Consider the following 24,254-nt stretch of genomic DNA (forward strand, 5'->3'; position numbering starts at 1 on the left):
CCAATTGGCGGGGTTTTTTATGCTCAAAATTCACTATTTTTAAATCTTTAATTAATGAAATTATGGAAGAAACAGGATTAGCGTATACTTGGATACAACCTTTGCACTCTTATTTAGCCTATATAGCTTTGGCAGTGTTGATTTTAGCTGTTGCTAATGCAATAACTGGTTTAGTTGGGAAAAGAATTTTTAATATGGACAAAGATTTAAGACTAAGTCTTTTTGCCTTGATTTTGTGCCATATACAATTATTGGTAGGTTTAGTACTTTATTTTGTTTCGCCAAATGGTCTAAATGCTATTCAGGAATTCGGAATGGGAGGTTTGAGCTCTGCTGTTCGTTTATTGGCTGTTGAACATCCTTTTATAAACATATTAGCCATAGCTTCCATCACTGTTGGTTGGTCTCGTCACAAGAAATTTGTTGAAGGAGACAAAAAATTCAAAAGTATCGCTATTTTCTACGGAATTGGTTTACTACTTATCTTAAGTAGAATACCGTGGGGACAATGGTTTAATTAATCAATTAATATTTATCAATGAATAAAATTACATCTACAATATTGGTGCTATTATTTAGTGCCTCATTATTCGCTCAAAAACAAGAATTGTTTGATGGTGAAAGCTTAGAAGGTTGGTCTATATATGGCACTGAAAAGTGGTATGTTGAAGATGGGCTTTTAATTTGTGAAAGTGGTCCTGACGCTGAATATGGATATTTGGGTACAGACAAGCATTATAAAAACTTCATTCTTGATTTAGATTTTAAACAAGAAGCAGACGGTAATAGCGGAGTTTTTATTAGGTCAACAGTAGATGGTACGACTGTTAGTGGTTGGCAGGTAGAGGTTGCTCCTCCTGGTGCGTTTACTGGCGGTATATATGAATCTTATGGTAGACAATGGTTGATTAAACCTACGCTAGATAAAGACAAGGCATTAAAGTTTGGTGAATGGAATCATATGAAAATTAAAGTGGACGGCAAAGTAGTAACCTCTTGGGTAAATGGTGTCGAAATGGTTTCTTTAAAGGATAGAATTATAGGTAAAGGAGAAGGAGCTATTTTATTACAAATACATTCTGGTGGTGGTATTAAAGTAAAGTGGAAAAATATCCAAATAGAAGAATTGGATTAATTTGGTTGCTGAATCTAAGGAGCCTTAGGACTTTGCTTTTTTAATCAAATGAAGATAAACGGGAAAATGGTCGCTATATCCACCAATATAGCTACCTCCCGCATAGGTGCGTAGGGGGTAACCTTTATATTTTCCTTTGGGGTCCATTAAATATCTGGGTGTAAAAATGCCTACTTTCCAATAACTATACGTTTGTTTTTCTTTATCTAATAGGCTAGAGGTCATATAGAGTTGGTCAAAAAGATTCCATTTGTCTCTATAAGCTAAAGAACCTTTTCCTTTTCTAAATAGTTTTTCCATAGGCCCATAGAGGCTTAGGGAGTCTAAGCTTTTAGAATTTTTCTCTATGTTTAGTATTTTTTTGAAACTAGGGTCTACAGGGTCATCATTAAAATCGCCCATACTTATTATTTTTGCATTAATATCTTGCCTTCTGACAGAATCTATTATTCGTTTATTGAGTTTTGCGGCTTCTAGCCTATATGGTCTGCTTCTTGCTTCGCCGCCACTTCTAGAGGGCCAGTGATTTACTATAAAATATACTTTTTCGTTGTCTAATAGTCCTTCAACAATAAGTTGATCTCTAGTGTAATTGCGTTTTCCGTCTAAATCGAAAAGCAAAAGTCGATGACTATTAAAATTGACAGGGATAAAAGCATCTTTCTTAAATAGCAATGCTACATCAATACCTCGCTCATCTGGCGAATCGAAATGAATAATACCATAATTAGTTTGTGCAATATTCTTATGTCTAATCAAATCTTGTAAAACACTTAAATTTTCAACTTCACAAACACCAACAATATCGGGAGCATTTTTATTTTCTGCGGATCCAATTTCAGAAATTACTTTTGACATTTGTGCGATTTTTTGAATGTAACGTTCTTCCGTCCAGTTATCCTTACCCGTTGGTGTTCGGTCATCGTCAAAAATTAAAGTATCATTTTTTGTATCAAAAAGATTCTCCAGATTATAAAATGCAATAGTCCTTATTTGATACGTAGTTGTCTCTTGTGAATATAATCCTACAGAAAATAAAATGAAAATATAGAATATGTATGATTTCATTGAGGGTATTACGTCTTAATTATTCGCTAGTATACGGAATTTTCACGTTAATTATTTCTTAAAATGTATCTTAATGGTTTAGTAACAATATGTTGAGTTTTTAAATGATAAAGCATTTACTGTTTTTATTATTGGTTTTTGAATTTTTCACCTTAAAATCTCAGACAACTTCTACCATTACAGGAGTAGTTGAAGAGATGTCAAAAAGGATAAAAATTACGAATGCGGAAATACTATTGGAAGGTGGTAGTTTTTCGGTTAGTACAAATGGTATGGGAGAATTTAGCATGTCCACCTCTAAAAAAGGTAAATATATTCTTCAAATTTCAGCATCTGAATTTGTAATTAAACGTATTCCAATACTACTTGATGGTAATAATTTAGAATTGGGAACTATTTTTTTAGAACGAGACATAACTTTTGAAAAAACAATTAATCTGGTCAATATCACTGATGACGAGCTGCTAGATGATGAAATTAACTCCAATGCATTGGCATTGCTTCAGTCCACTAAAGACATTTTTCTAAATAGGGCCGCATTTGATTTCGGACAAGCATTCTTTCGGGTACGGGGTTATGACTCGCAATATGGTGAAGTACTTCTGAACGAAATGCCGATGAACAAAATGTATGACGGCAGACCTCAATGGAATAATTGGGGAGGATTAAATGATGTTATTAGAAATCAACAATATACTAATGGCTTAAGTGCTTCAGATTTCACTTTTGGTGGAATTCTAGGAAATACAAATATAGATTTACGACCATCAGGTTTGCGCCCAGGTACTAGGTTGTCATCATCGGTATCGAATAGAACATATAGTGGTAGGCTAATGGCGACCTATAATTCTGGACTTAAAAAAGAAAAATACGCATATGTACTTTCGGCATCTAGAAGATGGTCTAAAGAAGGTTATATTGAAGGAACACTGTATGATTCATATTCTATATATGGCTCGTTTGAATATCTACTAAATGAAAAAAATACAATATCCACAACTGCTATTGTAGCATCTAATAGGAGGGGCCGTTCTTCTGCAATTACTGAAGAAGTTTTTCAAATTCAAGGAAATAAATACAATCCGTATTGGGGTATTCAAAACAATAAAATTCGAAATTCTAGAGAAAGAAATATAAGAGAGCCACTTTTTCTATTGAACTATAATCATGAATCTCAAGGACTAATAATTAATGGGGGATTGGCTTACCAAACAGGAATATATAAGAGAAGTAGGCTGGGTTATTTTAATGCTCCAAATCCTGACCCTACATATTACAGATATTTACCGAGTTTCTATCTGAACAGTCCCATAGGCGCTAATTTTGAAAGTGCTGTTTTGGCTGAAGAGGGTTTTACTGAAAATTCACAACTCAATTGGAATAATATTTACAAGGCAAATACCAGTTTAAGTCAAGCCGGTAAAGCCGCATATGTATTATATGATGATACTACAAAAGATAATCAGTTTACGGCTCGAATCAACTCGAACATAGATATTGATAGCCATTTAAGAATAGATTTTGGACTGACTTTTAAGAAATTATCATCTAAAAACTATGCTAAAATTGATGATTTACTAGGGGCAGAATTTCATTATGATATTGATACATTTTCTGAGACTCTTAACGATATTGGCACAGAAGTTAATAAGCAAAATGGCGACATTTTCAATTATAAATATGATTTAAAGGGAAGTACGGCAGACCTGTATACCCAAATAAATTTAGATTATAATAAGGTTGGTGCTTTTATATCTGGTAAATACAGTAATGTGCAATATCAGAGAATTGGGTTGTTTCAGAATGAACGATTTATGGATAACTCACTTGGTGAAAGTGAACGAATACGTTTTTCTAATTGGTCATTTAAATCAGGAGGCACCTATAATATAACAGGAAGACATTGGGTTACTGCCAATGCAGCTTACATTAATAGGGCTCCGGTGCTTCAAAATGTTTTTATAAATCCAAGAGAGAATAATGCGATGGTTCCAAACCTGCAAAGTGAAAAGATTACAAGTGTAGATGTAAATTATTTTTTGAGAATGCCAAAACTTACAGGAAGGTTAACAGGTTTTTATACCCGTTTTCAAGATGGCACCGATGTGAATTTCTTTTTTGTTGATTCGGGAATAGGTTCAGATTTTGTGCAAGAGGTATTAACCGATTTAGATAAATTGCATTTAGGTACTGAACTAGGTTTAGAGTATCAAATATCAAGTGCGGTAAAATTATCGTTGGTAGCATCGGTAGCGAAGTACTTATATGCAAGCGATCCTTTCGTGACAATTAACTTTGATACCGCAGGCGCAAATGAAGATTTAATCGATATTTCTGGCTCAAAGTTTTTGGGACAATCTGCTATTAAAGGATATAAATTGGCGCAAGGTCCGCAAAAGGCAATTGCTGCAGGTATTGAATACCGAGATCCAAAATATTGGTGGGTAAGTATGACCGCTAATTATTTGGCCAATAATTATGCAAACATATCTACAATAACCAGAACTAAAAGTTTTTTAATAGACCCAGAAACTGAACAAAGGTTCCCAGATGCAACGGATGAAAATGTTCAGAAATTGTTAGAACAAAGGCCTTTAGATAATTTCTATCTATTGAATCTAGTTGGCGGTAAGTCTTGGTTGAAGAAAGGAAAATATATTAGTGTCTTTGCAAGTGTCAACAATGTTTTCGATACCACTTTTAGAACTGGCGGGTATGAACAAAGTAGAAATGGCAATTATGGTCAATTAAAACAAGATAATTTTAGTGGTAACCCTTCTTTTGCTCCTAAATATTGGTACGGATTTGGTCGAACCTACTTTTTAAATATGGCATTTAGCTTTTAAATATGAGTTTTAAAAATAATTATTTATTAAAATTATTTTTCTTGAGCTTTATGCTTGTAGTTACCTCTTGTGTAAAAAATAAAGATTTTGATAAACCTGAATCAATATGCTCTGATGAGGACTTCACTTTCATAAGTATTTTAGAACTTAAAAATTTGTACGCAGGCGAAACTGTTCAAATTCAAGAAGATTGGGTTATTGAAGGTTATATAATTTCATCTGACCAGTCAGGTAATTTTTTTAATGTTCTTCATTTTCAAGATGAGTTAAGCAATCCTACAGAGGGGTTGCAAATAGAGTTGGAATTAAGAGATTCACATTTATTTTTTGATATTGGTCAACCTATTTTTATAAAACTGAAAGGGTTGTATTTAGGACAGTCTAATGGTGTGTATAAAATTGGAGGAGTATTTACTTCTTTTGGTAATCGTAGTGTGGGCAGGCTGCCTAATAGTGTAATTTTTGAACATATTTTAGTGCCATGTAATTCGGTTATAAACATTCAACCTAGATCAGTTTCTATTTCCGAATTAAATGAAACAATGATTAATACCTTAGTACGTATTGAAAATGTAGAATTTAGAGAGGAAGAATTAGGACAAACTTATGCCAAAGAAAAAGAAGAGACACAGAGGGTTTTAGTTGATTGTAATGATAATGAGGTGATATTATTAAATAGCGGCTATTCAGATTTTCAAGCAGAAATTGTTCCAGAGGATATGGGCACAGCAACTGGAGTTTTAACGATGGATAAAAATGAATTTCAATTAATCATTAGAACGGTAGATGATTTAGATTTTAATTTAGAGCGTTGCGATGAATTGATAGATGAGTTTACTTCGACATCTATTATTATATCTGAGATTGCTGATCCTAATAATAATGCTGGCTCACGGTTTTTAGAATTATACAATTCTTCTAATGACTCCTTATCATTAAAGGGTTGGAACTTGGTTCGATATACCAATGCAAGTTTTGAGGTAAGCTCGACTATCGATTTATCAGATTATAGTATTACCGCGAAAGGACTTTTAGTGATTTCCCCAAACCAAGTTGAGTTTGAAAATATATATGGATTTTTACCGGCTATTTCTGTGGGTACAAATTCTCCGGCAGATTCTAATGGTGATGACAACATTGCTTTAATTGACCCTTTTGGCGAAGTCATAGATATCTTTGGTATAATTGGGGAAGATGGGAGCAATACCAGCCATGAATTCGAAGATGGTAAAGCTGAAAGAAAAATAGAAGTGGTTTCAAGTAATTCGATTTTCACCCCAAGTGAATGGATTATTTATAATGATACCGGTAATACAGGTACAATAAATCAACCACAAAATGCCCCACTCGATTTTACACCGGGTATAAGGTAAGATTACTTTAAATCTTGAGAATCAATTATTTTTTTAACAGCACTTTCTGTTAAGGGCTTAACGATATAATCTTTAACCAATTTGTAGTTTTTAGCTTTCTCTATAAGTTCGGGGCTAATAAAAGAGCTCGTAATATAAATTTGAACATGGGCTATTTTGTCCTCAGGTAAGTCTTGAAACTCCTCTAAAAATGACCATCCATCTCTTCGAGGCATATTTAAATCAAGAAAAATTATGCTAGGTAGCGGTATGTTCTCTACAAGTAGCCCAATTAAACCATTTAGTGCTTCTTGGCCACCGGTGTAATACAAGATGTTCTCTGAAAAATCAAACTGCTTTAAAACTCTTTTACTGCTTATAGAAAAAAACTCGTCATCATCAATGATACAACAACTAGAAAATATGCTCATTTGTGATTAATTCTTAATTAAATCTTTCTTCGATTTAGGTTTGTAAATAGTCTAGAAAAAGAAAGGCAAAGATATGAAAATAGTAAGGTATGAAAGTGTTTTTAGAGTAATTTGCTACAGCAATTATTAACAGCACAAGTTTGTTAACCTAACCTTAATAAGGTGTTAACCTTACATTTAATTTAATATCACTTGTAAAACAAAAGGCTATATAGTATTATCGTTTAAAACCTTGCCAAGGTCGTCAGGTGTAATTGGCTTTAGAATGTACGTGTCAATTTGGTTATAATCTTTAACGCGTTCCAAATCTCTTGGATCTACCGATGAACTAATGATATATATAATCGTCTTTTTTGATATATTATGACGGCAATTTTTATATTCATCTAAAAACTCCCAACCGTTCATAATGGGCATATTTAAATCTAGAAATATTACTTCAGGCAGAAGTCCACCATCATTAATAATTGTTTTTAGACCGTCAACTGCTTCTTGACCATTGTTATAAACAACAATGTTTTCTGCAAAATTAACTTCTTTCATTATTCTTTTGGTGCCGTATATGAAAATAGGGTCGTCGTCTATGATACAACATAATTGTACTTTCTTCATAATGAATTTGGTGTTAGTCTTGTTTTAATTCTATGAAAATGGTAGTGCCTTGGTCAACAACACTTTCTAATTTTATGCTTCCACTCATAGCTTCTATTTGATTTTTGGTGATGAATAAACCGATTCCTTTAGCGTCTTTATGTTTATGAAATGTTTTGTACATGCCAAATATTTTGTCGCCATGTCGCTTTAAATCTATTCCTTGTCCATTATCCTTAAAGGTAATAAGAACTGTGTTATTTTTAAGTTTCGATTTTATTTCGATAACCGGACTTCGATCCGGAGAACTATATTTTAAAGCGTTGGTTAAAATATTTAAAAAAATACTTTCTAAATATGCAGGTACCGCGTTTACAAAATGTGATTTTTCAATATCTATTTTTATGATGGCATCTTGTTTCTCTAATATGCCGCCTATACTCTTTTTAATATGTTCAATAGTATTTAATACGCTAATACTTTGAAGGTTCTCTAAAGCACCTGTTTTAACCTGAACGACATCGTTTAAATGCAAAATGGTTTCAGATAAGCTTTCAGCAGCATCGGAAATCATTCGATTAATATTTTTTAGTTCTTTTTCGTCTTCTTCTTGTAATAGGAATTTGGCAAGCATTGTCATGTTAGTAGAATGAGAGCGTAGATTGTGAGAAACGATATGAGCAAAGTTCATAAGACTTTCATTTTGGCTTTTAGTAACTTCTACCAAGGTTTCAAGTTTTTTTTCAGCTTCAATTCTATCTGTAATGTCTAGAAATTGAGCTATAGCATGGCTAGGATTTCCATTTAAATCTTTAACTGGAGTTACGCCGATGATTGCATAAATAATATGGCCTTTTTTATGAAAATATCTTTTTTGTAATTGATAGGTATCTTTTGTACCCTTAAATACAGTTTTTGTGAAGGTTGTACTATTTTCTAAATCATCAGGATGCGTAATATCTATAGTCTTCATTCCTAATAACTCCTTTTCTGAATATCCTAAACTGTTTAATAGGCTTTTATTCACTTTTAACCAATAAAGCTCAGGGCTTACCAAAGCCATGCCGATTGCAGCATTGTCGAAAGTCTCTGTAAATGATTCTGTACTTCGCTCCAATTTCAGTTCTGTACTCCTAAGTGCAGTAAAATCTAAATTAGCACCAATTATTTTTACTGCCTCTCCATGTTTATTCTTTTGAGCCTCACCAGAAGCAATCATATAAATAAGTTCACCGCTCGGTTTAACTCCTCTAAACTTTATGTTAAGTGGAGTGTTATCATGAATGGTTTTTTCTAGCCCTTTTTGAACAATTTCTATGTCTTCTGGATGAATGCGTTTCATCCATTCATCTAACATATTAGATGAATTTTTTGGTATGTCATACATGGTGTACATATTAACATTACCATGCACCGTATTTTCTTTAATATTATAATTCCAAATACCTATATTAGCCACTCTCGTAGCTACATTAAGCATTTCGGTAGATTCATTAATTTTATTTTCAGCCTCTTTTTTAGAGGTTACATCAAGTATTTGATGAATCATATAAGAAGCTTTTCCATCTATATCTTTTACTACAGTGGCTGTAAGTATAACATAAACAATATGGCCATTTTTATGAAAATATCTTTTTTCCAATTGATAGCTTTCGAGTTTTTGGTCCAAAGCCTCTTGTAAGAATTGCAGATCTTCCGTAAGATCTTCAGGATGGGTAAGTTCTTGAAATGTTAATTCATTTAGCTCATTGTGTGAATAGCCTAGGCTATTGGTAAGACTTTCGTTGATTTTTATAAATGTCCCGTCAAGTCCAACCTCGGCCATACCAATAACTGAATTATCGAAGGTATTAATATATGATGCTTCGTTTCGCTCTAGTTGAAGTTTGGTGTTTCTTAGTTCGGTAATGTCCCAATTTGCACCAGTCATTTTAACTGCTGTTCCGTTTGAATTTTTAATGGTTTTCGAAAGTCCTTTAATATATTTTATGGTACCATCTTGTAACTGTATTCTAAATTCTTCGTCAAAATCTTTTACTCCATTAGCGGCATCGTTTGTGGCTTTTAAGGCTTTTTCTTTGTCATCGGGATGCAGTGTGGATTCCCATGCTTCAAAAATTCCAGAAAATTGATTTTGTTCAAAACCAAATATATTATACATTTCCTTATCCCAAACTAATTCATTCTCTTCAAGGTTATATTCCCAAATACCAATATGGGCGGTTCGTGTTGCAAGCTTTAAACGTTCAGAAATTTCCTCATGTGCTAATTCTATTTTTTTTCTTTGATCAATATCTTGAAAAGTACCGATAATTCGTATAACCTTATTGTCTAGCATTTCTACCTCACCAATTGCCCTCACCCAAAGTTCATTGCCTTTTTCTGTAATGATGATTAATTCGGTGTCCCAAGGTTTGCCTTCTTGTATCGCCATACCGACTAAACTGGTAATCTTTTCTCTATGGATCCCTTCTTTATAGAAATTGATGCCTTGCTCTAAATCTGGTTCAAAGTCTTTATCAACTTCATGTATATCTTTAGTTGTTTGAGACCAATAAATTGTATTCTTTTGAAGATCAATCTCCCAACCACCAACCCTGGCTACAGATTCTGTTTTACGATATAATTCTATTTCTTTTTTATCAGTAGTAATATCTTCTAAGAAAATCATTAATCCGTCGGAAGCATTTTCATCATTTATCAAAGGCGAAACTTTCCATTTTAACCATTGTACTTGTCCAGAAGATAATATAAACTTTTGCCCATCATTGATATCTTCTTTGCCATTTAAAGCTAATTCAACGACAGTTTTAAAAAGTTTTGGCATTTCTAAAATAACATCAAAAAGATACATTCCTTCAATATCTATTTTGTTGTCTGTAAAATCGCTTAGCCACTGGTTAGAGTGACTAATAAAGTTTAACTTAGTATCCACGATAGCGATGGCAATAGGCGTCTCTTTTAAGAGAAAGTCAACAGCTAATGTTTTCAATATGTTTGTGTTTATAATTTAAAGGTACATATTTATCGTAAAGTAGGAAAAAATAGTTGGCTAGTAAGAAAATACGTTAACTTGAATTCTCACTTGTATTTTATAGATTCATGAGGTAAATAATAAATTTCAACTATGAACGAATTCTTTTTTAAAGCAATTAGAGAGGGTAATTTAAATGAAGTTAGACCTATGGTTGATAAAAACCCTGTACTTATAAATAGTAAAGATGTACGAGGGTCTACACCATTGATTTTAGCAACGTATTACGATGAAATGGAGATAGCGATGTTACTGCTTGATAAAGGTGCTAAAATTGACGCAATAGATGCTTCAGGTAATACAGCTTTAATGGGTGTTTGTTTTAAAGGGTTTACAGATATTGCCAAACTATTAGTAGAAAAAAAGGCACAATTGAATGAGAGAAATGCTATGGGTGCAACATGCCTTATTTATGCAGCTCAATTTAATCGTTTTGAAATTGCCAAATTGTTAATAGCTAATGGTGCTGATAAAACAATTAAAGACAACAGAGGGAATACAGCCTTAGATCACGCCAAAACCCAGGGGTTAAATGCTTTTATTGATTTACTCGAATAAGACAGCATGAAAAAAGAGAAAAACAGCCTAAAACTAGCCTTGGTACAATCTGTTTTGCATTGGGAAAATCCTCTAGCCAATAGGGAGATGTTCAGTACTAAAATTGAACAAATTACAGAAGATATAGATGTTGTTGTTTTGCCTGAAATGTTTACTACGGGTTTTACTATGTCACCGGAAAACATACAAAGTGATGAAGGAGCTTTAACGTTAAGCTGGATGAAAGATATTGCCGCCAGAAAAGCTTGTGCTATAATCGGTAGCATCGTTTATAAAGAAAATGACTCGTTTTATAATCGTCTTTTTTTCGTTAAACCAAATGGCGAAACACATACTTACGATAAGAGGCATACATTTACGTTGGCAGGGGAGCATAAAAAATACCAATCTGGTTCAAATAGGTTGGTTATAGCGTATAAGGGATTTAATTTTTGCCCGCTAATATGTTATGATCTCAGATTTCCCGTATGGAGTAGAAATACCGAAAATATTGACATATTACTATATTCAGCAAATTGGCCTACTGTAAGAATAAATGCTTGGGATGCGCTTTTGAAAGCACGTGCAATTGAAAACATGGTTTTTTGTATTGGTGTAAATCGTATTGGGGAAGATAATGTAGGGCATCATTACCCAGGTCACACCAGCATGTATGATCCCCTCGGAAATGAATTGGCATTGTCTAAAGAAGAGGAAGTACTAATCGTTGAGATAACTAAAAATGAAATTAAAAAAGTACGTGATAAACTTGCTTTTTTAGAAGATCGCGACCAATTTAATCTAATAAATTAAAAGTTTCTATCTTTTCCCAATTAGCTCGTAGTTCTATTAAAGTTGGATAATAACTTATTTTTTCTGGTTGTATTTTCTTTAAAAAACTCCCTGTATCCCATTTTTGATTTCCATTTGAATCGAATATGACTCGAGCCATATACTTACCGGGATTTAAATTGTTAAATATATAAGTTTGCGGTTGAGTAGCGTAAATTTCTCTTTGTAAGTCCCCCTTATCATTGGTGAGTTGAACTATTATGGGGTATTGTATATTATTGCCATTTAGGTTCAAAGTAAGGTTGCCATAGTCTGCAAGACTTTTTGTTCTTAGATTATAAACAACGGTATCATTCGTGTTTTCAAAAAAATCGGTAACTGCCCCAGGTAAAAGTTCAATTTTATAATTTTGATTGGGTAATACCTTAAAATCTAAATTCAATTGATTTTCGAGAGTATCTAACTTTAAGCTATTTGCGACCAGTAGAGTGTCTTTATCGGTTAGTTTTATCTTAGTAGTGTCAAAACGAACCAGTGGCGTGTTAACCAAAACATTAATTGGTTTGTCAAATTCAATATTGCCTTGCTGGTTTAAAGATAATCGTAAAGAATCAAATTCAACCTTCCGGCTTTTTACTTTAAAAGTGTCAGAAATCTTTAAATTTTCATTAGAAATGGCGAAAAGAATAGAATCCATTTTATAAGGGGTAAACCAGAAATTTAAGGTGTCTTTATCCCTTTCTTTAGTAATTATAGACCTTACGGTATCGGGTAACGTTGTAATTGTTTCAATACCAATTGAGGAGCCTTCACCGTAGTAGCCAAAGCTAATTTTATTGCTTGCTTCCATACTAGGTACGGCAACCCCGTAATCAGCAACTTCTTTAAAAATATTTAATAAATAGATAGAGTCTGTGGGTAAATTTATGGTGTCTTGTACAAAGCCGATTTTGTCTGTCTTTTGGTCAAATAAGTTATTGCCAGCTATATCTTTAATGGCGAATAACGCATACTTGCCTTCTTTTAAATTCCTAAGCTTGAATATTACTGCACTATCAAGTGTATTGGTGATATAGTTTGGTGGTTTTTTATAAAGGGTAGAATCGGTGTAACTAGTATCTATTTTGTAAAGCATAACGCTTACAAACTCATCAACTTTTTTATTGAATGCATCGGTTATTACTCCTGTAAGTTCTAAAGAATCAATATAATCGCCGGTAGAAAACACGTAGGTGAAAAATGGAAGTGGATTTTCTTCATTGTTATCTACAATACCTTGGCCAAAGTTTAGCGTATAGGTGGTGTTGGGGTCTAAAGTATCTTTAATTGTAATTTCAACAAATTTATTGGCATTGCCTTGTGGTGAAAGAACAGGGGTGTATTTTAAAGGTGGAGATATAATAAGCTGTTTTTGAATATCTTTCAATTTTACCAGCTCATCAAAATAAAGCCTGATTTTTTGGTCTTTAAAATTGATTGACATATTGGGTGGTTCGGCACGTAATAACTTTGGTGGTGTAATATCTTTCGGGCCTCCAGTAGGGGTGCCTTTTTGGGCACATTGGTATGAAACCAAAACAATGATAAAAACAAATATAATTCCAAGAATTTTTCTACTCATAAGTGCGATTATCAATCACAAAGAAACAACATATTTTATAGAAATCTAAGCCTTTGGCACAACAGCCATACTCGAAATATAAATGGTAATCCCTTCAATGTCTTTAAAGGTATTGGCGCAAATCTCCATTGTTGCACCTGTAGTAATTACATCATCGACCAATAATATGTTTTTATTCTTAAGTAATTGCTTATTATTTATTTCATACAAAGAACGATTATCTTGCCATCTGCTCAGCCTATTCTTTTTGGTCTGGGTTTTGGTATTTGCTGTTTTAATTAGCAAGTCATCTGCATAAGTGGCATTCAGGTGAACAGCAATTTGTTTGGCGAAAAGTGCAACTTGGTTATAACCGCGTTGTCTTAATTTCTTTCTGTGTAAGGGAACAGGAATTACATAATCAATATCTACCAAGTCACCTTGTTGCTTTAAAATTTGCCCGTGCCAATCACCTAAAAATTCTCCTATACTCTCTTGATTCTTATATTTTAAAAAGTGAATTAAGTTTTTTACTATTCCAATTTCGGTAAAGAATAAGAATGAATTTGCCTTTTTAATGTTAATTCGACCATAAAAAATACGGTCAACGGCATTTTCTTCGTTAAAGTTATACTCGGTGAGAGGTAATTGGTGTCGGCAAGAGGTACAGAGAAATGCCTCTCCTCTATATAATCGTGCATTACAACCAAAACATGATATGGGCAACAGTATGTTGGTAACATCCTTTAGTATATTTGAAATTCTGTTTTGCATCAAATTTTACAGATTTAATTAACCTACAGCCCGCTTATTAAATGGATAGTCAAGATAACCAATTCAATTATAAAATAATACTCGCCGCATTTGTGGCAGTTATTATAGCGCTTTTGATTGCCTTTTACTACAGTTACGCTCAATCTGATGCGCAAATAAGCTTTTTAGAACAAGAGAAGTCTATTTTGATAAAAGACCTTACCATTATGAAAGCTGACGTAGACCGTTTGTCTGCCAAAAGTGAAATGAATGAAATTGAATTGCAAGATTCTAAATATAAGGTTCAAGAGCTTTTAGATTCTGTAGGGCGATTAAATTTTACCGTTCAGAAACTGAGAGAGTTCAAAACAGAACTACGTAGATTAGAATCAAAGAATGATAGTTTACTTTTAAAGAATAACTTTTTACGCTATAATAACATGCTTCTTACAGACAAATATGATGAGTCTCGTAAACAAGTTGAACAATTAAGAGCTAATAGTAGTTCGTTGGCAGAGGCTGAGGCATTACAGAGAAGAAAGATTCTTGAGCTTAATCAAAAATTAAAAACGAAGAGTTATTTGAAGATGGCTAACGCCGAAGGCAGTGGATTTAGACTTATTCGAAATACAAGGCCTACTAAAACTAACAAAGCTTCGATTATTGAAAAATTAAGAGGTTGTGTCACTATTTTGGCCGATGAAAGTGAATCAGATAATGAAAAGGTTATTTATCTACAGTTTTTAAATCCTAATAAACAAATTATAGAGGATAATGCCAATACTATTACCGTAAACGGAAATATATATAGTAAAAGAGTAGAATTTGTTTTTACTGGATTGGATACTTATGTATGTGAGTCTATCACCATACCAGAAGGCTCATTGATGGAAGGTAGCTATACCTTAAATGTGTTTGAAGATGAACGTTTGATTACTTCTTCAGAATTTCAATTAAAATAATTATACATTTTTTAAGCTATTATCCTATTTTTGCCGCATGGCAAAGCAAGAAGATGATTTTAAGCGTGTAATATCGCATGCAAAGGAATACGGTTATGTATTTCAATCGAGTGAAATTTATGATGGGTTAAGCGCTGTATATGACTACGGTCAAAACGGTGTTGAACTAAAAAAAAATATACGCGAATATTGGTGGAAAGCCATGGTACACCTCAATGATAATATTGTTGGGTTAGATGCAGCTATTTTTATGCATCCTACTACATGGGAAGCATCTGGGCATATCGATGCATTCAACGACCCTTTAATAGATAATAAAGATTCTAAAAAAAGATATAGAGCAGATGTTTTAGTCGAAGATTATGTGGCTAAAATTGATGCAAAAATCGAAAAGGAGGTCAATAAGGCTCAAAAACGTTTTGGTGTAGCTTTTGACAAGAAGACGTTCTTGGAAACGAATCAACGAGTAGTCGATTATCAACAACAAGGGAAAACTATTTTAACACGATTAGGTAAATCTTTGCAAAATGAAGATTTGGCCGATGTTAAGGCACTTATTGAGGAATTGGACATAGCTTGCCCAATGTCTGGTTCTAAGAACTGGACAGACGTGAGGCAGTTCAATCTTATGTTTGGTACAAAGTTAGGTGCCAATGCAGAAAGTGCGATGGACCTATTTCTTAGACCAGAGACTGCTCAAGGAATTTTCGTAAACTTTTTAAATGTTCAAAAATCTGGACGTTTAAAGATTCCTTTCGGAATTGCCCAGACCGGAAAAGCTTTTAGAAATGAAATTGTAGCTAGACAATTCATTTTTAGAATGCGTGAATTTGAACAGATGGAAATGCAATTTTTTATACAGCCTGGTACTCAGAAAGAATGGTACGAGGTCTGGAAAGAAAAGAGAATGAAATGGCACTTATCTTTAGGTTTAGGACAGGATAATTACCGTTTTCATGACCATGAGAAATTAGCACATTATGCAGATGCAGCAGCAGATATAGAATTCCGTTTTCCATTTGGTTTTAAAGAATTGGAAGGTATACATTCACGTACCGATTTTGATTTAAGTAGTCACGAGAAATTTTCAGGAAAGAAGCTTCAGTATTTCGACCATGAGGTAAATAAAAATTATGTGCCTTACGTATTAGAAACTTCAATAGGTTTAGATAGAATGTTCTTAGCTGTATTCTCTAATTCTCTTAAAGAAGAGGAGTTAGAAAACAATACTACTAGAACCGTACTTAAATTGCCTGCCGTTTTAGCACCAGTTAAAGCAGCTATTTTGCCATTGCTGAAGAAAGATGGTTTACCAGAAATAGCACATAGTATTGTAGATGATCTGAAATGGGACTTCAATGTAACGTATGACGAAAAAGATGCTGTGGGTAGACGTTATAGAAGGCAAGATGCCAATGGAACGCCATTTTGTATTACAGTAGATCATCAAACTTTAGAGGATCAAACGGTAACCATTCGACATAGAGATTCAATGGAGCAGGAAAGGGTTGCCATTTCAGATTTAAACAGTATCATTCATGATGCGGTCGATATGAAGACCTGGTTGAAAAAGATGTAATATTTTAAAGCGTGTAACTTAGTTTTACACTCCCATAATAATTTATATTGTTCCCAGGGTAGAAATACCTTGGGGCATTACCACCAAAACCAGTTGCATTTATTAAAACAGATTGAGCGTATTTTGTATCCGTAAGATTGTTAATGCCAAAATCTAAACCAATCATTAATTTTTCTAAAACCTGCTTTTTGTAACCCAGTTTTATATTGAGTAGATTGAAAGAGTCACTATAAAGAGAATTTGCATCTGTCAGCGGAATTTCATCTATAAATAGATGAGTAACATTGGCATAAAGTCCGTTTCCGAATGTGGTTTGTATTCCAGAATTTAATTTATGTTTAGGAACTCCTGTTAAAGAATTTCCACTATAATCTTCATTAGCTTCTTCATCGATAAATTCAACAAATGAGTGGTTGTTGTAGGTATAGCTTACAAACGGGCTAAGAATTATTTTGTCAGATAAACTAATTCGATAGCTCCCATCCAAATCTATTCCTTGGTGCCTTGTCTTACCTGCATTTCGACCAATATATTGGTTATCACTAACCCTTTTTGCAACTAGTAGGTTTTTTATTGGCATTAAATAGAAGGCCACGTCTAATTTCAATCGATTATCATTGCTTTTGTGTTCAATACCTATTTCGTAATTGGTTCCTGTTTCTTGAACAATGTTCGGATTTATTATTCCATCAGGCGTTAATGTTTCTTCTAAGCTAGGGTTTGAAAAGCCACGACTAATATTCGCGTAAAGATTATTTGTTTGGGTTAATGCATAGTTTACATCTAAACTTGGTAAAAACAATGTTTTGAAACTTCTATCTGCACTAGTGTTTTCGTCTCCTATGTTTAATAAATCTCTAAAATCATATTGAGTTTTATTGACGTTTAAACCTAGTTGCGCTGTTAATTTATTGGTAAAAGGGTATGAAACTGTAGCGAAACTATTGATTTGACTTCTGAATTCTTTGTTTTGGGATAATCTATCGCCTTGTAAACTTCCATTACCATTATTTTCTTTGTAAAGGTTTTCAAAAGTTCCCCAATTGTATTCATCTTTGTAAAGCTCTCCGCCAAAAGTATAGGATAGGGTGTTTTCTGAAATGATAACATTACCGGTAAATAAAGTTCTAAGGCCGTAACCATTGGTGTACTCATCTAGAATGTTAAATGGTGCAGGTTCGTAGTGATCTAAATATGTATAGAACAAACTAGTGGTGTTCTTTAGTTTAGAACTTGCGTAATAAGTGTGCGAAAGGCCTACAAGACTATAATTGTTGTCTTCATAACCTTTTGATGCTCCCCATGTGAATGCAGCTTGAGTTGGGTTTTCATTAAAATCTTCTTGATCTATTGAGCTTGCGATTTGAGCAGAATAATCAATATGATTTACCAAAAGACCTATTTCGCTTTTTTCTGAAAGTTTGAAAATTGTATTTAATAGAAATCCGTCACGCTCGAATCTGTTGTTTTCGCGGTATCCGTCAACTTCCATGTGACCATATTGAAAGGTCATGTAGAAATCGTCTTGAGAGTGTGAAAATCCGAAACTGTTTTTTAATAGCCCATAAGAACCTATGGTAGTATTGTTGGTAAACTTGGTAGGTTGATTGCTAATTTGTTTGGTGTTTAAAATGATGGAGCCACCTAAATTAGTTCCAAATCCTGTCCCCTTAGGGCCTTTAATAATTTCAACAGATGTAAGGTTCTCTAAATCAAAAGCTTCAATAGTTGATGAGCCTGTTCCGTTGGTTATAGGAATATTATTATAGTAAAGCCTTAATTTATCAGTGCCATAAGGTGTTCTTGAGCCCACACCTCTTATGGTTATTCTATTGGTGTTTAGTGCTCCTGATAAAGCATAAACCCCAGAAATCTGGTTTATTGAACTTATAAAATCTACAGGACTATAATTTTGAAAAACCTTTGCTCCAATTATTTGAGATGGTATAATGCCAATAGCATTTTTGGCAGTTAAGGTGTCGATAACAATAACCTCGCTTAATTGCGTGACACTATCTTTTACTGTTATAGTTTGAGCACCTACACTAAATGAGAAAGCTAAAAAAAGAAAGTATAAAATTGATTTTTTCATAGGGAATTAAACCCCAAAAATACCCATTAAAAACGGAAACCTAAGGATAGACCAGCCCGAAACATAAAGTCATTTTGAAAATCTTCTGGATTAATATTCCTACCAAGACCTCCATTTATTTCAATTATAAATCTTTGACTTCTAGTAGTCCATTTATATCCAGCGCCTAAACCAATTGCGGTAGTTGAATAATCGTAATTTCTACTCCCTAATGTTTCTGAAACCTCATCATCTTCACCCGTGAAATATAGTGCGAAAACTTCGGCGAACATACCACTACGCGGAGCATAACCAAAGTAAGCCCTTACATTGGGGCCAATTCCAAAATTACCATTATAATCTGTTGCGTCTCCATTAAAATAAAGTGTTCCACCAATACTGGTATCTTCATTCAAATAATATTCATAAGCAACTTCGGTAGTGGTTGTAACTAAAAAGTGACCGATATTAAATTTGACCTCATGTAGGTATGAATCATTAGAATATGCCTGTGCAAATGAAGCGGTTGAAATGTAAAATAGTAGAATTGAAAAGATAAACTTATTCATGAATTATTTTTTAATAATAATAATAGGTGCAAATCAAATTATGGTTCAAAGCTAAGAAATTAGGATATTAATAGATTGCATACCGGTATAATCTATCGCACTTTTCTATTTTTAACCTAAAATAAAAAAAGTATGAAAATCATATCTTACAATGTCAATGGAATTAGGGCGGCAGTTAAAAAAGGGTTTTTAGACTGGTTGGCCACCGTTTCACCTGACGTTGTATGTCTGCAGGAAATTAAGGCTAATGAGGATCAATTGGATCTTTCGTTATTTGAAGAAGCTGGGTATAAATATAATTATTGGTTTAGCGCCCAAAAGAAAGGATATAGTGGGGTAGCGATACTTTCTAAGTCTAAACCAGATGCCGTTGTATTCGGTACAGGTATTGAGCATATGGATTTTGAGGGTAGAAATATTAGGGCAGATTTTGGAGATATATCTATTATGAGCATGTACTTACCTTCTGGTACAAATTTTCAGCGATTAGATTATAAACTTATGTATATGGCAGATTTTCAGGAGTATACTAATGAATTACGTAAAACCAATCCCAATCTCGTTATTCTTGGAGATTATAATATTTGTCATGAAGCTATAGATATTCATAACCCTGTTGGTTTAAAAAATGTATCGGGTTTTTTACCTGTTGAGCGTGAATGGATAGGAGATTTTATGAAGAGTGGTTTTATAGATAGTTTTAGGGAATTTAATTCGGAACCTGATAATTATACATGGTGGAGCTATAGGGCAAATGCAAGAAATAATAATAAAGGATGGCGATTAGATTATGGTATGGTAGCTAAAACCTTGAAAGATAGATTGTCACGTTCTGTAATTTTATCTGGAGCTAAGCATAGTGATCATTGCCCTATTTTGATAGAGATAGATCATTAGGAATATGAGACATAAGTACCCTCAATATATTTAGTAGTTTTGCGTTTTAATTATGCAAAAATTAAAATTTAATGATTTATACCAATTTACCACATACCGATATTGAAGTAAGTAAAATATGTTTGGGTACAATGACCTGGGGAAACCAAAACAAGGAAGCCGAAGGACATGAACAACTTAATTTTGCAGTGGATAAGGGTGTAAATTTCTTAGATACAGCAGAATTGTATCCAATACCCGCCCATAAAGATAGATATGCTGCTACAGAGAAAATTATTGGTAATTGGTTTAAGAAAAATGGGAATAGGAAAGAAGTCGTTCTTGCGTCGAAAATAGCTGGAAAGGCAGAAATGACGAAGTTCATTCGTACAACAGGTTTCACTAGAGAATCAATTATTGACGCGGTTGAAGGAAGTTTAGAAAGATTACAAACTGATTATATTGATGTGTATCAATTGCATTGGCCAGACCGCAGTACCAATTATTTTGGACAAAGAGGCTTTGTAAATGATATAACAGATTATTGGGAAGATAATATTCATCAAGTTTTAGAAACATTACGCGATTTAATTCGAGAAGGAAAAATTAGACATATAGGTATTTCTAATGAAACCCCTTGGGGCATGATGCGTTTTCTAGAGGAAAGTAAGGTTCATGGAACATTGCCAAGAACAATAACCGTACAGAACCCTTATAGCCTTTTAAATAGGTTGTTTGAAGTTGGTATGGCAGAAATCTCTGCAAGGGAACAGGTTGGCTTGCTGGCATACTCTCCATTAGGCTTTGGTACCTTAAGCGGTAAATACTTAGGTGATCGCATGCCCGAGGGTTCAAGGTTAAGCTTATTTCCTCAATATAATAGATATATCAGCTCTACCGCTGTCGAGGCAACTAAAAGGTATTATGAGTTGGCACAGGCAAACGGTCTTACTTTGGTGCAAATGGCATTGGCGTTTGTAAACTCAAGACCTTTTGTAACTAGTACTATTATTGGAGCTACAACAATGCGCCAATTAGAAGAAAATATAGGTAGTATTGATATTAATCTATCGGATGATATACTTAAAGAAATTGAAACAATACATAATTTAATACCTAACCCCGCTCCGTAATATGAGAAGTCTTGTTTTTTTAAAGGTTGGTTTTTGGCAGATAGTCGTGATTTTGGCTGTTATTGTAGTTATTATGGTTTTTGCGAGAATAATGAGAGATAAACGTTAGCCAAAAAGGTTGCTAGCAACCTCTTCAATTTTAGAAGCCAGTAGAATTTTTATCTTAGTCGATTTTAGACCAATCTTATTATTTTTTGATATGATTATCGTGGTGTATCCTAATTTTTCTGCTTCTAATATACGTTGCTCAACACGTTGAACAGGTCTAATTTCACCAGCCAAACCAACCTCTGCGGCAAAACAGATGCCCTTGTCGATTGGTATGTCTTCATTACTTGAAAGTATTGCAGCAATTACCGCCAAATCAATGGCTGGGTCATCGACCGAAATGCCGCCTGTAATATTTAAGAAAACATCTTTTGCGCCTAATTTAAACCCGGCCCGTTTTTCTAATACCGCTAATAACATATTCAATCGTTTGGCATTGTAGCCAGTAGTAGAACGTTGAGGTGTTCCGTAAACAGCTGTGCTTACTAATGCTTGTATTTCAATAAGCAGAGGGCGCATACCTTCTACTGTTGATGCGATTGCTGTACCACTTAATCCGTCGTCATTTTTAGAAATAAGTACTTCGGATGGATTATTGACTTCTCTTAAGCCACTGCCTTGCATTTCATAAATACCAAGTTCTGCGGTAGAACCAAATCTATTCTTTAATGACCTTAGTATGCGATAGACATAATTTCGGTCACCCTCAAACTGCAAAACAGTATCGACCATGTGCTCTAAAATTTTTGGCCCTGCAATGGAGCCATCTTTGGTAATATGACCAATGAGAATTACAGGTGTATTGGTTTCTTTGGCAAATTTTATAAGTTCAGCGGTACATTCACGTATTTGTGAAATACTACCTGCAGCAGATTCGATGTAATCTGAATGTAGGGTTTGAATGGAATCGATAACCACTATATCTGGTTCTGTGGCTTCAATCTGCTTAAAGATATTCTGTGTCTTTGTCTCTGTTAGAATGAGGCAAGTTTCGCTATTTGGATGAATTCTATCGGCCCGCATTTTAATCTGCTTCTGACTTTCCTCGCCAGAAACGTATAAAGTTTTATAAGGCAGTTTTAAGGCAATTTGAAGCAAAAGGGTGCTTTTTCCCACACCAGGTTCTCCGCCCAATAACACTAATGCGCCAGGCACTAATCCGCCACCTAAAACCCTATTGAATTCAAGGTCGAAGGTATTTAAACGAACTTCTTTTTCAATACTAATTTCATTGACCAAAAGAGGTTTGGAAACTCTTTTTGAAGTTTGTGAGGGTAATTTCCAATGTACCTTTTCCTCTTTTTGTACAACTTCTTCCACAACGGTATTCCATTGTTTACAGGCAGAGCATTGCCCTACCCATTTAGCATACTGTGTTCCACAATTTTGACAAAAAAATGTAGTTTTTGTTTTGGCCATCTTTAGCTTTTACTGAAAGAGCTAAAGGTAGCAAGAAGTTTGAAATGAGCGGATGTCGCTTAGTAATTAAGCGTTAATTATCTTGTGAACTTTCTTTTTTGTGAGCACTAAATGCTAAGAAAAAGGATGCCCAAGCCATAAATAGGGCAATACCGCTGTAGGGAATAATAAAATCTCCTTTTAATCCGAAATAAGTAAATAGTACTCCGGAAAACACGAAGTACATTGCGTTAATTTTTATCATAATAAGTAGGTTGGGCTAATTTGGGAACTAGCTGTTTAAATAAATTAAAATCCGAAATCGGCTTTTAATGCGTCCATCTTTTCAAGGGCCATTTCTTTAGTTAAAAAATCTATTTCTTCCATCTGAAAAGCTTTTTCAAACGTTTTAAGTGCTTTTTTAGGTTCTCCTAATTGTTCATAATATTCGCCTTCAAAATAAAAGCCGAGCATAGTTTCAGGATATTCTTTTTTGCAAAGATCAGAAAGAGGTTTTAATGATTCAAAATCTTCCTTTTTCCTTGATGCTGCATAAATGGCCATAATATCATTCAGTTCTACAGGTTTACTGAAACCAAATATGTCAACAATACCTTGGTATTTGCTTTCTAAGTAATTGAAAACCGGTTCTTCACTCGTAAGTATTTGAGTTTTATATTCTTTAGGACTAATAGGTTTGAACATCCCGAAAATATTATCGAATGCTTTGCCAATACCATAAGTCGCTACTGAAATGTGGTCGGCATTTTTATATTCATCAAAATAATAATGTAATGATTCTTTTTCCAAAGCTTTAATGCCCTGGTCCATAGTTGCTATTCGTTGAGTATCCTTGTTTTGCTCACCTTCTACTATAACCTGATAGAATATTTGATTTTTAAAAGTATTAAGTCTCATTGGTACTCTAGTTTCCATTTCTGGAGCGAGAGTAGGTGAAATACTTATATAGGCATCAAAAATTGAATTATCCTTAAACAACCAGTAATTCATGAAATTAGCTGTGATGTCGTAACCAACAATCATTTTAAAAGGAGCCGTACTATAGTTTAAATCTAAATATGGAATAAGTTCCATACCAATAAATTCATAAAAGCTTTTGCCTTTTTCAGAAGGCAAGCCGCTGTCAGGCTCAAATGCGCAGTCTTCATATCTAAGATCATTTTTACTTTGGTCAATACCTACAACGATACTTTGTGGCATACCATGAAAACGACTATAGAATTTTGATGAGGCAACAACTTGTTCAAAAAGATATTCACCATCAAGAACTATAATGAGAGGGTATTTTTTATTCTCATCCATTTTTTCGGGAAAATAGTAATGCACGTCCCTTCTTTCTTGAAGTTTAAAAGACTCAAAAATCTCTTGAGTAGTTTGGGAATAGGATACTACGCAAAATAAAAGTGCGAATATTATGGATACATAACGCATATATGGTAATTGTAAATAGTAAGATTA

At 33.8% G+C, this 24,254-nt stretch carries 21 protein-coding genes; 10 read left to right on the forward strand and 11 right to left on the reverse strand.

From position 1 onward, the window contains the following. Nucleotides 1-62 precede the first annotated feature (62 nt). Together AAC084_RS02165 and AAC084_RS02170 are read left to right on the forward strand one after the other, a co-directional pair. The gene (locus tag AAC084_RS02165; RefSeq protein ID WP_339836283.1) at nucleotides 63-521 is read left to right on the forward strand and encodes a hypothetical protein; all 459 of its coding nucleotides are present in this window, start codon (nucleotides 63-65) and stop codon (nucleotides 519-521) included. A 17-nt stretch (nucleotides 522-538) separates the two neighbouring features. Then, entirely contained in the window at nucleotides 539-1,135 is a 597-nt protein-coding gene (locus tag AAC084_RS02170) for a DUF1080 domain-containing protein (RefSeq protein ID WP_339836285.1), read from the forward strand. Between the two features lie 24 nt (nucleotides 1,136-1,159). Here AAC084_RS02170 and AAC084_RS02175 read toward each other — a convergent pair whose 3' ends face one another. Further along, nucleotides 1,160-2,203 (reverse strand): endonuclease/exonuclease/phosphatase family protein, encoded by a 1,044-nt coding sequence (locus tag AAC084_RS02175; protein ID WP_339836287.1) that lies wholly within the window; start codon nucleotides 2,201-2,203, stop codon nucleotides 1,160-1,162. Between the two features lie 104 nt (nucleotides 2,204-2,307). Here AAC084_RS02175 and AAC084_RS02180 point away from each other — a divergent pair, with 104 nt between their 5' ends. Both AAC084_RS02180 and AAC084_RS02185 read left to right on the forward strand, forming a co-directional pair. Further along, nucleotides 2,308-5,049 carry a TonB-dependent receptor gene (locus tag AAC084_RS02180; protein ID WP_339836290.1) on the forward strand — a complete coding sequence of 914 codons (2,742 nt, stop codon included), beginning with the start codon at nucleotides 2,308-2,310 and terminating at the stop codon, nucleotides 5,047-5,049. 50 nt (nucleotides 5,050-5,099) lie between these two features. Further along, entirely contained in the window at nucleotides 5,100-6,422 is a 1,323-nt protein-coding gene (locus AAC084_RS02185) for a DUF5689 domain-containing protein (RefSeq protein ID WP_339836850.1), read from the forward strand. Nucleotides 6,423-6,424: 2 nt separating this feature from the next. Here AAC084_RS02185 and AAC084_RS02190 read toward each other — a convergent pair whose 3' ends face one another. From AAC084_RS02190 to AAC084_RS02200, 3 genes are all read right to left on the reverse strand, one after another. Beyond that, nucleotides 6,425-6,832, reverse strand: coding sequence for a response regulator (locus AAC084_RS02190; RefSeq protein ID WP_339836292.1), 408 nt, complete (start codon nucleotides 6,830-6,832; stop codon nucleotides 6,425-6,427). Nucleotides 6,833-7,039: 207 nt separating this feature from the next. Then, nucleotides 7,040-7,444, reverse strand: a complete 405-nt coding sequence (locus AAC084_RS02195) for a response regulator (protein WP_339836294.1) — start codon at nucleotides 7,442-7,444, stop codon at nucleotides 7,040-7,042. A 13-nt stretch (nucleotides 7,445-7,457) separates the two neighbouring features. Further along, nucleotides 7,458-10,415: a PAS domain-containing protein gene (locus AAC084_RS02200; RefSeq protein ID WP_339836297.1), complete on the reverse strand. Its 2,958-nt coding sequence runs from the start codon at nucleotides 10,413-10,415 to the stop codon at nucleotides 7,458-7,460. A gap of 135 nt (nucleotides 10,416-10,550) precedes the next feature. On the opposite strand from AAC084_RS02200, the gene AAC084_RS02205 reads away from it, so the two are divergent. Next, nucleotides 10,551-11,015 carry an ankyrin repeat domain-containing protein gene (locus AAC084_RS02205; RefSeq protein ID WP_339836300.1) on the forward strand — a complete coding sequence of 155 codons (465 nt, stop codon included), beginning with the start codon at nucleotides 10,551-10,553 and terminating at the stop codon, nucleotides 11,013-11,015. Nucleotides 11,016-11,021: 6 nt separating this feature from the next. Further along, nucleotides 11,022-11,807 (forward strand): nitrilase family protein, encoded by a 786-nt coding sequence (locus AAC084_RS02210; protein WP_339836302.1) that lies wholly within the window; start codon nucleotides 11,022-11,024, stop codon nucleotides 11,805-11,807. Here the strand turns inward: AAC084_RS02210 and AAC084_RS02215 are convergent. Both AAC084_RS02215 and AAC084_RS02220 read right to left on the reverse strand, forming a co-directional pair. After that, nucleotides 11,791-13,407, reverse strand: coding sequence for an Ig-like domain-containing protein (locus tag AAC084_RS02215; RefSeq protein ID WP_339836305.1), 1,617 nt, complete (start codon nucleotides 13,405-13,407; stop codon nucleotides 11,791-11,793). The two genes, AAC084_RS02210 and AAC084_RS02215, sit on opposite strands and share 17 nt — an antisense overlap. A gap of 45 nt (nucleotides 13,408-13,452) precedes the next feature. Further along, a complete protein-coding gene (locus AAC084_RS02220; protein WP_339836308.1) occupies nucleotides 13,453-14,160 on the reverse strand; it encodes a phosphoribosyltransferase family protein in 708 nt (235 codons plus the stop codon). Nucleotides 14,161-14,201: 41 nt separating this feature from the next. Here AAC084_RS02220 and AAC084_RS02225 point away from each other — a divergent pair, with 41 nt between their 5' ends. Together AAC084_RS02225 and AAC084_RS02230 are read left to right on the forward strand one after the other, a co-directional pair. After that, the gene (locus AAC084_RS02225; RefSeq protein WP_339836311.1) at nucleotides 14,202-15,101 is read left to right on the forward strand and encodes a hypothetical protein; all 900 of its coding nucleotides are present in this window, start codon (nucleotides 14,202-14,204) and stop codon (nucleotides 15,099-15,101) included. Between the two features lie 37 nt (nucleotides 15,102-15,138). After that, nucleotides 15,139-16,680 (forward strand): glycine--tRNA ligase, encoded by a 1,542-nt coding sequence (locus tag AAC084_RS02230; RefSeq protein WP_339836314.1) that lies wholly within the window; start codon nucleotides 15,139-15,141, stop codon nucleotides 16,678-16,680. 4 nt (nucleotides 16,681-16,684) lie between these two features. On the opposite strand, the gene AAC084_RS02235 is transcribed toward AAC084_RS02230, so the two are convergent. Together AAC084_RS02235 and AAC084_RS02240 are read right to left on the reverse strand one after the other, a co-directional pair. Further along, on the reverse strand, nucleotides 16,685-18,772 hold the full coding sequence (locus AAC084_RS02235; protein ID WP_339836317.1) for a TonB-dependent receptor: 2,088 nt from the start codon (nucleotides 18,770-18,772) through the stop codon (nucleotides 16,685-16,687). A gap of 26 nt (nucleotides 18,773-18,798) precedes the next feature. After that, nucleotides 18,799-19,320 carry a hypothetical protein gene (locus AAC084_RS02240; protein ID WP_339836319.1) on the reverse strand — a complete coding sequence of 174 codons (522 nt, stop codon included), beginning with the start codon at nucleotides 19,318-19,320 and terminating at the stop codon, nucleotides 18,799-18,801. Nucleotides 19,321-19,452: 132 nt separating this feature from the next. Between AAC084_RS02240 and AAC084_RS02245 the strand changes: the two genes are divergently transcribed. Then, nucleotides 19,453-20,217, forward strand: coding sequence for an exodeoxyribonuclease III (locus AAC084_RS02245; RefSeq protein ID WP_339836322.1), 765 nt, complete (start codon nucleotides 19,453-19,455; stop codon nucleotides 20,215-20,217). A 71-nt stretch (nucleotides 20,218-20,288) separates the two neighbouring features. Beyond that, nucleotides 20,289-21,329 (forward strand): aldo/keto reductase, encoded by a 1,041-nt coding sequence (locus AAC084_RS02250; protein ID WP_339836325.1) that lies wholly within the window; start codon nucleotides 20,289-20,291, stop codon nucleotides 21,327-21,329. A 105-nt stretch (nucleotides 21,330-21,434) separates the two neighbouring features. Here AAC084_RS02250 and radA read toward each other — a convergent pair whose 3' ends face one another. From radA to AAC084_RS02265, 3 genes are all read right to left on the reverse strand, one after another. Next, nucleotides 21,435-22,796 carry a DNA repair protein RadA gene (gene radA / locus AAC084_RS02255; protein ID WP_339836328.1) on the reverse strand — a complete coding sequence of 454 codons (1,362 nt, stop codon included), beginning with the start codon at nucleotides 22,794-22,796 and terminating at the stop codon, nucleotides 21,435-21,437. A 73-nt stretch (nucleotides 22,797-22,869) separates the two neighbouring features. Next, nucleotides 22,870-23,040: a hypothetical protein gene (locus tag AAC084_RS02260; protein WP_159447518.1), complete on the reverse strand. Its 171-nt coding sequence runs from the start codon at nucleotides 23,038-23,040 to the stop codon at nucleotides 22,870-22,872. Between the two features lie 44 nt (nucleotides 23,041-23,084). Then, nucleotides 23,085-24,227 (reverse strand): alpha/beta hydrolase-fold protein, encoded by a 1,143-nt coding sequence (locus AAC084_RS02265; protein ID WP_339836331.1) that lies wholly within the window; start codon nucleotides 24,225-24,227, stop codon nucleotides 23,085-23,087. Nucleotides 24,228-24,254 lie beyond the last annotated feature (27 nt).

The sequence above is a fragment of the uncultured Maribacter sp. genome, from assembly GCF_963977385.1.
GTDB lineage: Bacteria > Bacteroidota > Bacteroidia > Flavobacteriales > Flavobacteriaceae > Maribacter.

What these genes read in the sequence shown, in the direction of transcription:
- AAC084_RS02180 (WP_339836290.1), top strand. Translation starts at nt 2,308, where the DNA reads ATGATAAAGCATTTACTGTTTTTATTATTGGTTTTTGAATTTTTCACC.
- AAC084_RS02220 (WP_339836308.1), bottom strand. Translation starts at nt 14,160, where the DNA reads ATGCAAAACAGAATTTCAAATATACTAAAGGATGTTACCAACATACTG.
- AAC084_RS02205 (WP_339836300.1), top strand. Translation starts at nt 10,551, where the DNA reads ATGAACGAATTCTTTTTTAAAGCAATTAGAGAGGGTAATTTAAATGAA.
- AAC084_RS02240 (WP_339836319.1), bottom strand. Translation starts at nt 19,320, where the DNA reads ATGAATAAGTTTATCTTTTCAATTCTACTATTTTACATTTCAACCGCT.
- AAC084_RS02230 (WP_339836314.1), top strand. Translation starts at nt 15,139, where the DNA reads ATGGCAAAGCAAGAAGATGATTTTAAGCGTGTAATATCGCATGCAAAG.
- AAC084_RS02195 (WP_339836294.1), bottom strand. Translation starts at nt 7,444, where the DNA reads ATGAAGAAAGTACAATTATGTTGTATCATAGACGACGACCCTATTTTC.
- AAC084_RS02190 (WP_339836292.1), bottom strand. Translation starts at nt 6,832, where the DNA reads ATGAGCATATTTTCTAGTTGTTGTATCATTGATGATGACGAGTTTTTT.
- AAC084_RS02260 (WP_159447518.1), bottom strand. Translation starts at nt 23,040, where the DNA reads ATGATAAAAATTAACGCAATGTACTTCGTGTTTTCCGGAGTACTATTT.
- radA (WP_339836328.1), bottom strand. Translation starts at nt 22,796, where the DNA reads ATGGCCAAAACAAAAACTACATTTTTTTGTCAAAATTGTGGAACACAG.
- AAC084_RS02225 (WP_339836311.1), top strand. Translation starts at nt 14,202, where the DNA reads ATGGATAGTCAAGATAACCAATTCAATTATAAAATAATACTCGCCGCA.
- AAC084_RS02170 (WP_339836285.1), top strand. Translation starts at nt 539, where the DNA reads ATGAATAAAATTACATCTACAATATTGGTGCTATTATTTAGTGCCTCA.
- AAC084_RS02245 (WP_339836322.1), top strand. Translation starts at nt 19,453, where the DNA reads ATGAAAATCATATCTTACAATGTCAATGGAATTAGGGCGGCAGTTAAA.
- AAC084_RS02215 (WP_339836305.1), bottom strand. Translation starts at nt 13,407, where the DNA reads ATGAGTAGAAAAATTCTTGGAATTATATTTGTTTTTATCATTGTTTTG.
- AAC084_RS02175 (WP_339836287.1), bottom strand. Translation starts at nt 2,203, where the DNA reads ATGAAATCATACATATTCTATATTTTCATTTTATTTTCTGTAGGATTA.
- AAC084_RS02165 (WP_339836283.1), top strand. Translation starts at nt 63, where the DNA reads ATGGAAGAAACAGGATTAGCGTATACTTGGATACAACCTTTGCACTCT.
- AAC084_RS02250 (WP_339836325.1), top strand. Translation starts at nt 20,289, where the DNA reads ATGATTTATACCAATTTACCACATACCGATATTGAAGTAAGTAAAATA.
- AAC084_RS02265 (WP_339836331.1), bottom strand. Translation starts at nt 24,227, where the DNA reads ATGCGTTATGTATCCATAATATTCGCACTTTTATTTTGCGTAGTATCC.
- AAC084_RS02185 (WP_339836850.1), top strand. Translation starts at nt 5,100, where the DNA reads ATGCTTGTAGTTACCTCTTGTGTAAAAAATAAAGATTTTGATAAACCT.
- AAC084_RS02235 (WP_339836317.1), bottom strand. Translation starts at nt 18,772, where the DNA reads ATGAAAAAATCAATTTTATACTTTCTTTTTTTAGCTTTCTCATTTAGT.
- AAC084_RS02210 (WP_339836302.1), top strand. Translation starts at nt 11,022, where the DNA reads ATGAAAAAAGAGAAAAACAGCCTAAAACTAGCCTTGGTACAATCTGTT.